The sequence below is a fragment of the Halanaerobium saccharolyticum genome, from assembly GCF_003053565.1.
In the GTDB taxonomy this organism is placed as follows: Bacteria; Bacillota; Halanaerobiia; order Halanaerobiales; family Halanaerobiaceae; genus Halanaerobium; species Halanaerobium saccharolyticum_B.
In genome coordinates this window covers 22,098-33,782 of the sequence record NZ_QAXS01000034.1, presented here as the reverse complement: position 1 = coordinate 33,782, position 11,685 = coordinate 22,098, and the positions used below count along the sequence as shown (strand labels likewise).

Below are 11,685 nucleotides of genomic sequence, written 5' to 3'. Positions count from 1 at the left end.
CTGTATCTTATTTGAGCTGATTTTAGTGTAGAAAATACTGTTTAAAGTAATATTCTCTCTTTTTTATTTTTTAAAAATCATTTGCGGAATCTCTGGCAGAGGCCCCTTGTTTTTTACTCAGGAACGGATCAGCCGAATGGGAGAAAAATTTAAAGTATATAAGTTTAGGACAATGGTCAATGATGCAGAAAAAAATACTGGTCCTGTTTTAGCTCAGAAAAATGACAGTAGAGTAACAAAAGTTGGTAAGCTTTTAAGAAAAACCAGAATAGATGAAATACCACAGCTGCTCAATGTTTTAAAGGGTGATATGAGTGTAGTTGGTCCACGGCCGGAAAGACCACATTTTGTCGGTCAGTTTGAAAAAGAAATTCCTCATTATAAGTACCGTCATTTCATTAAAACCGGTATTACAGGTTTAGCTCAGGTCTATGGGTTCTATGATACTGATGCCGAAGATAAACTGAGGATGGACCTCTTATATGCTAATAAGCGTTCTTTTGTCTTTGACTTAAAGATCTTATTAGAAACTTTAAAAGTTATTTTTATGGGACATAAAGCAAATTAAAATAAATAATAAATTAGATATTAATTACCCGGTGCTAATATTCTGCAGCAGCGGGTATTTTATTACTTAGATCAAGGAGATGAATATAAATGGAAGTATTAGTAACAGGAGGAGCAGGTTTTATTGGTTCCAACATAGTAGATGAATTAATTAATCAAGAGCACAAGGTAATAGTAGTTGATAATTTAAGTACCGGTAAAAAAGAGAATTTAAATGGGCAGGTTGATTTTTATGAGTTGGATATTAGAGATCAAGAATTAAAGGAAGTTTTTAAAAAAAATGAGATCAGCCACGTTATTCATCATGCAGCTCAGATAGATGTTCAGCATTCAATTAAAGATCCTCTTGCTGACGCTCAAAACAATATTTTAGGAACAATAAACTTATTAGAAGGGTGTAGAGAGTATAATGTTGAAAAGGTGATTTATGCTTCTTCTGCAGCCGTCTATGGCGAACCAGATTATCTGCCTGTAGATGAAAAACATCCAATTAAAGCGATGTCACCCTATGGAATTAGCAAACATACTCCAGAACATTACATAAAAATGTACAGTGAACTTTATGATCTTAAATATACTATTTTCCGCTACGCCAATGTCTATGGACCCCGTCAGGATCCAAAAGGAGAAGGTGGAGTTGTTTCGATTTTTGTAGATAAGATGCTGGCTGAAGAAAGGCCGATAATCTTTGGGGATGGTGAGCAGACTAGAGACTTTATTTATGTTGCTGATCTGGTAAAAGCCAATTTAATGGCTTTAGATCAGGGAGATAATGTTTTAGTTAATATCAGTACTCAAAGCAGGGATAGTGTCAATGATTTAGTTGATTACTTAAATCAGATACTTCCTTATGATTTAGAGCCTGTATATAAAGAAGCCCGGCAGGGTGATATCCGTCACTCTTCTTTAGCAAACAGCAGGGCTAAGGAATTATTGGGCTGGACTCCTGATTATGATTTCAAATCTGGGCTGGAGCAGACAGTGAAGTATTATTCAAAATAAAAAAGTAAATATTAATAAATTACTACTTTCATCAGAGTTTTATAATTCTGATGAAAGGTTTTTTATACTATAAAAGAATTGTTTTTTAAATAATTTTGAGAAAATTTTCACTAAAAAGCAGGAAAAATTTGACTGACCTCGAAATATCATTTAGATTATAAAATTTAGGAGGGGTCAGCGTGCAAAAAAAGACAAAGTATTTTTCTTATCGTTATTTTTTAGTGTCTGCCAGTAGAATAAGATCTCTATTTATTGAAACTTGCTCGCAAAAGAGATTTCAATAAATATCAGGAGGGAGATAGTGATATAGAAACAGTGGAAGATACAGAATATCCCTTTGTTTATGTCATTATTGATTTTAAGAAACAAATTATACTGATTCAAAAGAAAGCAGCAGTTTTTCAGAATATTTCAACCGCTCAAAATATACTTCAGGCTTTAATCAATGAATGTGTTGATTTTGGGCAGTATATATTTACTATAGATGAGATTAGTCACCGAGAAATGTTCTGGCAGCTGGTAGCTCAGAGCAGTAAAATTTACTCAATGCAGTTAAACTTAAGAGCTCCAAATTTATTTGGCAATAGATATGAGGCAAATGAATTGTTAAAAGAAGAACAAGAAATATCAAATGCAGCTGAGGTGAATATAGAACTCAAAAACGAACAGGGTAACTTATTAGTCAAGGAAGAAAGGGTAGGAACTTACATAGATTATATAGCAGCCGGAGGAGGTAGTTACAGGTTAAAATTTATGGAAGAGGGAGAAGTTAAAACTAAAAGCAGTAAAGATAATATTAAATCTGCCTATTTAGCGGAAAACATTAATCAGTTAAATATTGCAAAGATTAAGGCTGAACTGGAAAAAATTGATGATATGAGTGGTCATAATGAAGAATAAGGTTTTTCAACAACTCTGGCCCCTGATGATTATATTTATTTTCTCAGCTTTAATTGTTTCATTTACTGAGCTAAGTGAGCTGGATAAAATATTAGATTATGTATTTACCCATACAGTTTTTGTGTCTTTATTTGCGCTTGCCTTAACAATTTATGTCTCTAATTATAATTCAATTAGTAAAGTAAAGGCAGAAATTGAAAGCAGAAAAAATGAGAATAATAAAAAGCTTGAGGAAATGTTAAAAAAAGCTACAAAAAGACTGAATAAATTTTATAAAGAAAGCAGAGAAGATCTTATTTATGTTTTCTTTAGCCTGATCCTATCATTTATTATAATTAGCTGTAAAAAAATAAAGTTCTCTTTTTTAGAACTGTCTAAATCTGGAAATCTTATTAGTGGTAAAATAATTAATTTATTTTCGCTGCTGCTTCTTTTTTCTACTCTTTATGCAGTTTATGATCTGCTAAAAGCTTTAGTCTTAATAAACGGCAGAGAGTTTTTAAATTGAAGATTGAATTTCATTTTTCTTGATTGTGCCAAACATTAGTATTATAATATACTTAATGGATAAAGTATTTCAAAAAATAATTTGATAAATTTATTCTAGTAATATAATTATTGTATTGATATAATCTAGCGGATAAAAGGAGGGGTTATATGGAGGTTAAAAATCGTCGTGAATTATATAATAAATTTAATGATATAATGAACAGTGTTTATGTAAGTCGGAAAGAGGAACAGGAACAGAACTTCAATCAAAATTTAGTTAAGACATATTTAATTGAAGGTCATATTAACCAAACTGATAATCCCTCTCATGATGATTTTTTGCGGTTTTTTAAAAATAAAACAAAAGACCTGGAATATAAAGTAAAGCTAAAAGAAACTGAAGAAGAATTTCTATATAAATTATTATTTGATGAGACTGAATTTTTTCTGGATGCAGAAAAAGATAAAAGATTTTTTATGCTTCATAGTTCGGAAAGATCAAAAGCTACAGATACCAATATAGATCGTTTGTTAAAATATATTCCTAATTTTGATAATGTATGGCTCAGTAAAAAATTAATGAAGTCTACAGAGGATTATACCACCTGGCGAGGAATTTCAATCAACCATGATAAAATTGATGTGGAAAAGTCAGAAGAAAATAGTGAAAAATTAAATCTAAAAATAAATAATTCTTCAGAAACTAAAGTAAAAGGTTTAATAAATTTACTGGCTTCTAATGAGCAATTCTCATATACTACCGGAATTTCTCATTTGAGTTTATTAAGCCAGGAAAAACAGGATGCTGCAAGCAGAATAATCGATGATTTACGTTATGACGGTAAATTTTCAACTAGAGGGAAAAGTTTTAATCGTCATTTATGGCTGGTTAATAAACTTTATACTGATTATAAAGAGCTCGTTTATAATATTGAAAAGAATTATTCTATTAGCATTGAAAACAATAAATTAATGGGGCTTCCCATTAATATTGAATTTAAAAGAGATGATTTGTCAGCAGAATATATAATTAAGGCAATCTTTTCTAATAAAAAGCCGTTTAAACTCTGGGGTTACGCAGATAAAATTGATGATGGTTATTATAAAGTACTTGCTGTAGATCTTCATAATGGCAATCAGGGAAATAAAATTAATTTTGAAATAACTAAAGACTTTATTTCAATTTATCTCTCAAAAAAGAATTGTGGGAATACAATAGCAAGACTTGTCTGCAATATTCAGCAGTATTTAGATTCTCAAATAAAAGTCTGGGGAGGTAAGGATGATGAGCTATTCTGATGATTATAACCAATTAAATGCTTTAAGAAATTTGATTGGTGATCAAGCAAATACAGCTGAAGGACAAATGAGCATTTTTGATAATTAATAAAAAAAGACAGTGATTAATTTGAGGAGCAGTTCTTAGTTTTATTTGAGGACTGCTCTTTTTAAATGGGTCTTGTTTTTAGGGCAGCTTTTTGATAAAATCTAATCAGTTGAAATCAAATAACTTAGGTTTTAAGATTCCTGATAATTCGACAATGAAAAGCTTTAATTTAGTGCCGGACTATTTACTTGCTTAACCGGCAGCTATATATTTTTAAGGAGGGTCAAATTTGGATCATTTAGATAAGTTAGAAAGCAGAAGTATTCATATTTTGCGAGAAGCATACAGTGAATTTAATAATATCTGTATGCTCTGGTCAGTAGGTAAGGACTCAACAGTAATGCTCTGGCTGGCCAGGAAGGCATTTTTTGGACATGTGCCAATACCATTAGTACATATTGACACCAGCTACATGATTCCCGAGATGATTGAACACCGGGATAAGCTAGCTAAAAAGTGGAACCTTGATATGATTTACGGTCAGGACGAAGAAACTCTGGCAGCAGGAGAAACTTTTCCTAATGGCAAGGCAACTCACTTAGAATGCTGTGGACGCTTGAAGACAGATGCGCTTAAAAACACCTTAAATGGTAACTGGCGCCGCTACAGATATAATCATAATAAGGACGAGTATGAACTGGACAGCAACCGTGAACCCTACACAGGGGTAATTGTTGGTGCCAGAGCAGATGAGGAAGGTTCCCGCTCCAAAGAGAGATATTTCTCACCCCGGGACCGCAACAATGACTGGGATATCGGCGATCAGCCACCTGAATTCTGGGACCAGTATAAAACTGATTTTGCTCCCGGTACCCATGTTAGAATTCATCCTCTTTTAGACTGGACCGAGCTTGATGTCTGGGAATATATTCAGCGCGAAAAGATACCAATGGTGTCACTCTATTTTGATCAGGGTGAAGGTAAACGCTATCGTTCTTTAGGCTGTGCTCCCTGTACTGAGCCCGTAGAATCTACAGCCTCCACAGTTGATGAGGTAGTAGAAGAGCTTAAAACAGGTAAGTTTGCCAATGTTGCAGAGCGTGATGGTAGAGCCCAGGATAAAGAAGATGGTGGCGGTTTAGAAGAACTGCGTAAAGACGGGTATATGTAGGAGGTAATGATGAATAATAAAACTGAAGAACAGGATTTAAACTTAGTTATTGCAGGCCATGTTGACCACGGTAAAAGTACAATTATCGGTAGAATGCTGGCAGATACAGATTCTCTACCTGATGGTAAGTTAGAACAGGTAAAGGAAACCTGCCGCAAAAACTCCAAGCCCTTTGAATATGCCTTTCTTTTAGATGCTCTCAAAGATGAGCAGGCTCAGGGGATTACCATTGATTCAGCACGGGTCTTTTTTCAGACAGATTATAGACAGTATATAATTTTAGATGCACCGGGACATATTGAATTCTTAAAGAATATGGTAACCGGAGCTGCCAGAGCAGAAGCAGCTCTTTTAGTAATCGATGCTTCCGAAGGTGTAAGGGAAAACTCCCGCCGCCACGGCTATATGCTTTCCATGCTCGGCATCAAACAGATTGCAGTAGTGGTAAATAAGATGGATTTAGTTGACTATGATGAGGATACATATAATCAGATTGTAGAAGAATATACAGACTTTCTAACTGAAATCGGACTGGAAGCAGAGCGATTTATTCCGGTCAGCGGGATGCTCGGAGATAATGTAGCTGACAGATCGGGAAATATGGACTGGTTTGAAGGTAAAACTGTTTTAGAACAGCTGGACAGCTTTGAAAATGCTGCTCTGCCGCACAATAAGCCCTACAGAATGCCGGTTCAGGATGTCTATAAATTTACCAAAGGTGGAGACGACCGCCGCATAGTTGCCGGAACAGTAGCCGCAGGTGAGTTGAATGTCGGTGATGAAGTTGTTTTCTATCCTTCCGGTAAAAAGAGTACAGTTAAGACAATAGAAGGTTTTGAAGAAGATAAACAGCATAAGGTCAAGGTCGGTAAAGCTACCGGTTTTACTCTGGACGAACAGATCTATATCACCCGCGGGGAGCTTGCTTCTCGGGCTGATGAAGCTGAGCCCCAGGTTTCAGCAAGAATCAAGGCTAATCTTTTCTGGCTGGCCCGCCAGGATTTAGTTAAGGATAAGGTCTATCACCTTAAACTTGGAACAGCAAAAGTTAAGGCACGCCTGGAAAAAATCAACCGGGTAATCGATGCTTCCAACTTAAATCAGGATGAAGCTAAAGAAAAGATTGAGCGCCACGATGTAGCAGAGGTTGTCTTTAAACTAGATAAGGCGATGGCCTTTGACCTGGCCGGTGAGATAGAAGAAACCAGTCGCTTTGTCATTGTCGATGACTTTGAGATTGCCGGTGGTGGAATTATCTCAGAAGCTATGGAAGATGAGCAGAGCTGGGTCCGCGAAAAGGTAATGCGCCGTAACTATAACTGGGAGCAGTCTCTAATCAGCCGCGAAGATAGAGCTGAAAAATATAATCAGAAATCAACTCTGATCTTGATTACTGGAGAAGAGGATGTTGGTAAAAAACCAACTGCTAAAGCCCTGGAGAAGAGATTATTTAACGACGGTAAGGTAGTCTACTTCCTCGGTATTGGTAACCTGCTCTATGGTGTTGATGCTGATATTAAAAATGGTGATAACGGCCACAAAGAAGAGCACCTGCGCCGTCTGGCTGAGGTTTCTCACTTAATGCTCGATGCAGGAGCTATTTTAGTTGTAACAGCTGTTGAGCTGACTCAGTCCGACTTGGAGCTGATCAAAACAACAGTTAACCCACAGCAGATCGAGACGGTCTGGCTAGGTGATAGAGTGACAACTGATTTAGAGTTTGACCTCCATATCCCTGAGTTTACTTCAGAAGCTGAAGTTTCAGCTCAAATTAAAGGTCTATTACAGGACAGGGGGATTATCTTTAGACCATGGTAGATAACATTAAGTGGCATTCAGGTGAAATAAATAAGGCTGCCCGGGAGGAACTTTTAGGGCAGCAGGGAATGGTTCTCTGGTTTACCGGGCTCTCGGGCTCCGGTAAATCTACCATTGCCGTTGAAGTGGAAAAGGAGCTTTACCGGAGAGGAAGAGCTTCCTACCGCCTAGATGGTGACAACCTGCGCTTTGGTTTAAATAAGGACCTCGGCTTTACCGCCGCAGACAGAGAAGAAAATATCCGCCGCATCGGTGAGGTAGCTGCCCTTTTTGCAGATGCCGGCCTAATCACCCTGGCTTCCTTTATTTCTCCCTATCGATCCGGAAGAGAAGCTGCCCGGGAGGCTGCCGGAGTAGAAAACTTTAAGGAAATCTATGTTAAAGCCAGTGTGGAGGCCTGTGCTGAACGGGATCCCAAAGGTCTCTACGCCAAGGCCAAAAAAGGTGAAATTGAAAACTTCACCGGAATTTCAGCTCCCTATGAGGAGCCGGAAAACCCGGATCTGATAGTTGACACCGAAAAACTCAGCCTTGAGGAATCAGTGGAGCTGGTGCTCGGCTTAGTTTAAAACGTGTAGCTACCGTTTACCGAACCAATTTTTACCAAAACTAATCCTGGTTGGATTATTATTAAACTATAAAAATTTTACGCCTTATTTATCCTTCCATTTCCTTGCCAATTAATCTTCAAAGTAATATAGAAGACTTAGTAAAATAGATTCTAAAGTTGCTGCTTTAGAATCTCAAGTTGATGGTCTGGAAGTTAATCTTTCAAACTTTAGAGGAGAATTTAATAGCTTCAGAGATGAAACAACTTGAAAATGAAAAAGAAATATATAAATTAGAAAGAAAAATAGCAAAATAAGCTAGATCTAAAAGTAGATATCTAAATTAAGATAGCGAAGTTTATTCAACCTCTCCTTTGAGCGACGGCTGGGAGAGGTTTTATTTTATTTGGACCTGGTTAAAAAGAAATAAATCACAAATAACACAAAAGTAATGAAAGTAGGTGAGAATTTGATTTTTAAATATTTTAAAGAGATCATTAAATATATAGGAATAATATTATTTATCATTCTGTTATTGATGCCAACCATGAGCGGATTAGAGCCTGCAGGCCAGAGAGCACTGGCTGTATTTGTGCTTGTTTTAACCCTCTGGGTAACCCATGTGCTGCCTTTATCAGTAACTTCTCTTTTAGGAATTGCTTTACTCCCCTTGTTGAATGTAATGAGCCTTGAATATACCTTTTCTCTTTTTGGTTCTAAAGCGATCTTTTTTATTTTGGGAGCTTTAATTCTTGCTTCCGGACTTTATCAGACAGGGCTTGGCTCAAGGCTTGCCTTTAAGATAATCTCTTTTAGCGGCAGCAGTCCATTGAAGCTTTTATACGGTATTTTATTTACAGCTGCTTTTTTATCCTTAATTATGCCTGAACATGCTGTTGCAGCTCTACTTTTTCCGATAGTCTTAGAGATTGCAGTCAGCCTGGACTTAAAGAGGCTGGAGAGTAATTATGGTAAACTGCTCTTTTTGACAATGGCCTGGGGAACAGTAATCGGTGGAATCACAACCTATCTTGGTGGTGCCCGCAACCTGCTGGCAGTTGGACTTTTAGAAAAACATTACGGCATCTCCATTGGCTTTTTTGAATGGATTAAATACAGTTGGCCGCTTCCCTTTCTACTCTTAATTGTTTTCGCAGTGATTATTTCCAAATTCGCTGAGATTGATATTCAGGATACTTCTCGCTCCTTAAATAAATTGAAGGCCAAGTCAGAGGCCAGGGGAGATTTATCTAAAGCTGAGAAAAAACTGATCCTAATTTTAGGAGCAGTAGTCGGCAGCTGGTTATTTTTATCAAACATAATCAACATTGCAGTTACAGCCCTGCTGGGTGGAGTTCTAGTTGTAGCCTTTAAGGTTGTTGGCTGGCAGGAAGTAGAAGCATATGTTAACTGGGGAGTAATCTTAATGTATGGTGGAGCAGTTGTGGTTGCTTCTTCTTTAGTAGAAACCGGAGTAACTGACTGGATGGCAGACAGATTCTTTTCTCAATTGGAACTGGCACCATTCTTATTTATCGTCCTTTTAGCAATCTTTACCTCAATTTTAACCGAGGGTGTGAGTAATGTAGCTTCTGTGGCAGTGATTTTACCAGTTGCCTTTAGTGCAGCTGAAGCCTACAGTTTAAACCCAGTTCTTTTAACTTTATCTGTAGCCCTATCAGGTGGACTTGCCTTTCTGCTGCCAATGGGAACACCTCCCAATGCGATTGCTTTTTCTTCCGGCTATTACCAGATCAAAGATGCCTTAAAATGGGGAATGCTGCTAAAGGTTATCGGCTGGCTGATCTATATTTTAGTTGCTAGATTCTACTGGCCGCTGATTGGACTTGAGATTTTTATCTAAAATACTTTCAATTGAAATGATTTAAGGATATAATGATGGCGGCTAGAGGAATAAATTAATTAAATCGAATTCAAAAAAGTTATTAAAACTTGTGAGGGATAAATAAATGAAAAAGTATATGCTGATCTTATTCAGTTATGGTGGTTTAAAGAAAATTAATCAACATCTAGAAAAAAAGCTGCAGCCCAAGGATAAACTTTTAGTTAGAGCTTTAATGCTCGAGGAAGTGCCAAAGCTTTTTGAGCATTTGATTTCTGATGTCGGCTTTTTAGGTGAACAGGTTGTAAGTGATGTCGAAGATTCTGTTGTTGATATCTATCAGGAAAATGCCAAAGATTATTTAGAAGAGATAGCAGAAATGGCAGCAGCAAAAGATTTTGAGCTTGATAAGAAGTTGATTGAAGAGCAGGAATTAGAAAAGGTTAAAAAAGAGCTGAAAGCATCTAAGCTGGATGGAATTTTTATTAACTTCTCCGACAACGAGTTTGTTTCCAACCAGGGTAAGGAAGATGAGCTTAAGAACTGGCTGAAAAAGATCAAATTGCCGCAGGATATTTTTTATGATGGAGAGAAGAAAAAATAAAGATGGTGATTATTAGTCCCGGTGCTTTAGAGAAAAAACTGAAATTATTAGAGTTTCTGAAATCAAAGAAATAGTAGAACAGAAAAAAATAAATATATTAAAAGTTTGTCCTATTGCTGCTCTCACTGGAATTATAAAAGTTTTAGTGAGAGTTTTTTTATTTATTAAGAAAAAAATTTTTAAAAAAAAGAGGAATTTTACCACTGGTATGCAATATAGTATATAGAGGTACTTACCAGTAAGTACCAGTGGTTGAAAAAGGAGATGCTGATTATGACGAAAGATAAAATTGATCGAGATAATTCAAAATTTATTTATCAACAGATTTGCGATATTATACTGAATAAAATTAAAAATAGAGAGTATAAAAAAGGGAAATTGATTCCTTCAGAAAGAGAATTAAGTAATGAATTAGAAGTTAGTAGATATACTATTCGAAAGGCTATTGAGGAATTAGTTCATCAGGGATATTTATATAGGGTTCAGGGTACAGGGACTTTTGTTTATGATACCCAGGGAGAAAAAGAAAATAAGAAAAATAATAGTAAACAAATTGGAGTTATTATGCCTTACACTGATGGAGTTAATATTGAAATTCTTAACGGAATTGAAAATGCTCTAGATGGAAGTGATTATACATTTATTTTAAAAGACCATTTCAATGATTATAAGAAAGAAGCTGAAATCATTCAATTTATGAAAAGTCAAATGGTTGATGGATTAATTATTAATCCTGCTGAAGATCAAAAAGATAGTACAGCTATTTATGATCTTAAATCGGAAAAATTTCCATTTGTTTTAGTAGATAGAAAGCTGCAGTTCTGTCATACCAGCTGTGTTATGGCAGATAACATAAATGGTAGTTATGAAGCAACAGAATATCTAATCCAATTAGGGCATGAAAACATAATGTTTTTAAAAGGACATTATTCAAACACGAGTACTATTGAAGATAGAATTACTGGATATAAAAGAGCGTTAAGAGAATATGGAATTGAAGCAAATGATGTCTTCACTTATGATGAACAGCAGTCTAGAGATAAAATAAATGAGCAAATTTATAATCACATAGAAAAAAACAATATAACTGGAGTTATTTGTGTAAATGACATTATTGTAATAGATTTGATCAAAATGTCTAGAAAATATGAGATTAAAATCCCTGAAGAATTATCAGTAGTAAGTTTTGATTATACGGATAAAATTAAACATTTAGAAATAAAATTAACGACTGTAAATCAACATTCAGATATAATTGGGAAAAAATCAGTCAATTTACTTTTAGAATATATAGAAGAAAATAATCAAGAAAAAGAAATACAACAGATTTATCAATCTTGTGATCTGGAGATAAGAGATTCATGTAAATCTCTAGATTAGCTTCTTCATATTTTAAATTTTCAGAATCAATGCAAT

Annotated in this window: 11 protein-coding genes; all 11 read left to right on the top strand. The window is 35.5% G+C overall.

Annotated elements, in window-relative coordinates:
• Positions 1 to 34 precede the first annotated feature (34 nt).
• The 11 genes from C8C76_RS11920 to C8C76_RS11870 all read left to right on the top strand — a co-directional run bounded on the left by C8C76_RS11920 (position 35) and on the right by C8C76_RS11870 (position 11,649).
• On the top strand, positions 35 to 568 hold the full coding sequence (locus C8C76_RS11920; RefSeq protein ID WP_108141929.1) for a sugar transferase: 534 nt from the start codon (positions 35 to 37) through the stop codon (positions 566 to 568).
• An 89-nt stretch (positions 569 to 657) separates the two neighbouring features.
• Positions 658 to 1,569 (top strand): SDR family oxidoreductase, encoded by a 912-nt coding sequence (locus tag C8C76_RS11915; protein WP_108141927.1) that lies wholly within the window; start codon positions 658 to 660, stop codon positions 1,567 to 1,569.
• Positions 1,570 to 1,821: 252 nt separating this feature from the next.
• Positions 1,822 to 2,469, top strand: coding sequence for a hypothetical protein (locus tag C8C76_RS11910; protein WP_108141925.1), 648 nt, complete (start codon positions 1,822 to 1,824; stop codon positions 2,467 to 2,469).
• Positions 2,459 to 2,977 carry a hypothetical protein gene (locus tag C8C76_RS11905; RefSeq protein ID WP_108141923.1) on the top strand — a complete coding sequence of 173 codons (519 nt, stop codon included), beginning with the start codon at positions 2,459 to 2,461 and terminating at the stop codon, positions 2,975 to 2,977. The genes C8C76_RS11910 and C8C76_RS11905 overlap by 11 nt, the downstream gene beginning before the upstream one ends.
• A gap of 149 nt (positions 2,978 to 3,126) precedes the next feature.
• Complete coding sequence (locus C8C76_RS11900) at positions 3,127 to 4,257, top strand: hypothetical protein (RefSeq protein ID WP_108141921.1); 1,131 nt, start codon at positions 3,127 to 3,129, stop codon at positions 4,255 to 4,257.
• 317 nt (positions 4,258 to 4,574) lie between these two features.
• On the top strand, positions 4,575 to 5,456 hold the full coding sequence (gene cysD / locus C8C76_RS11895) for a sulfate adenylyltransferase subunit CysD (protein WP_108141919.1): 882 nt from the start codon (positions 4,575 to 4,577) through the stop codon (positions 5,454 to 5,456).
• Between the two features lie 9 nt (positions 5,457 to 5,465).
• A complete protein-coding gene (locus C8C76_RS11890) occupies positions 5,466 to 7,274 on the top strand; it encodes a GTP-binding protein (RefSeq protein ID WP_108141917.1) in 1,809 nt (602 codons plus the stop codon).
• Positions 7,268 to 7,843 carry an adenylyl-sulfate kinase gene (gene cysC / locus C8C76_RS11885; RefSeq protein WP_108141915.1) on the top strand — a complete coding sequence of 192 codons (576 nt, stop codon included), beginning with the start codon at positions 7,268 to 7,270 and terminating at the stop codon, positions 7,841 to 7,843. Before C8C76_RS11890 ends, cysC begins: the two co-directional genes overlap by 7 nt.
• Positions 7,844 to 8,273: 430 nt before the next feature.
• On the top strand, positions 8,274 to 9,686 hold the full coding sequence (locus tag C8C76_RS11880) for an SLC13 family permease (protein ID WP_258222543.1): 1,413 nt from the start codon (positions 8,274 to 8,276) through the stop codon (positions 9,684 to 9,686).
• Between the two features lie 106 nt (positions 9,687 to 9,792).
• On the top strand, positions 9,793 to 10,269 hold the full coding sequence (locus C8C76_RS11875) for a hypothetical protein (protein WP_108141913.1): 477 nt from the start codon (positions 9,793 to 9,795) through the stop codon (positions 10,267 to 10,269).
• Between the two features lie 273 nt (positions 10,270 to 10,542).
• On the top strand, positions 10,543 to 11,649 hold the full coding sequence (locus C8C76_RS11870; protein ID WP_181248215.1) for a GntR family transcriptional regulator: 1,107 nt from the start codon (positions 10,543 to 10,545) through the stop codon (positions 11,647 to 11,649).
• Positions 11,650 to 11,685: the final 36 nt, after the last annotated feature.

Coding starts and splice junctions, on each gene's coding strand:
- C8C76_RS11915 (WP_108141927.1), top strand. CDS start 658: ATGGAAGTATTAGTAACAGGAGGAGCAGGTTTTATTGGTTCCAACATA.
- C8C76_RS11905 (WP_108141923.1), top strand. CDS start 2,459: ATGAAGAATAAGGTTTTTCAACAACTCTGGCCCCTGATGATTATATTT.
- C8C76_RS11900 (WP_108141921.1), top strand. CDS start 3,127: ATGGAGGTTAAAAATCGTCGTGAATTATATAATAAATTTAATGATATA.
- C8C76_RS11890 (WP_108141917.1), top strand. CDS start 5,466: ATGAATAATAAAACTGAAGAACAGGATTTAAACTTAGTTATTGCAGGC.
- cysC (WP_108141915.1), top strand. CDS start 7,268: ATGGTAGATAACATTAAGTGGCATTCAGGTGAAATAAATAAGGCTGCC.
- C8C76_RS11880 (WP_258222543.1), top strand. CDS start 8,274: ATGAAAGTAGGTGAGAATTTGATTTTTAAATATTTTAAAGAGATCATT.
- C8C76_RS11875 (WP_108141913.1), top strand. CDS start 9,793: ATGAAAAAGTATATGCTGATCTTATTCAGTTATGGTGGTTTAAAGAAA.
- C8C76_RS11870 (WP_181248215.1), top strand. CDS start 10,543: ATGACGAAAGATAAAATTGATCGAGATAATTCAAAATTTATTTATCAA.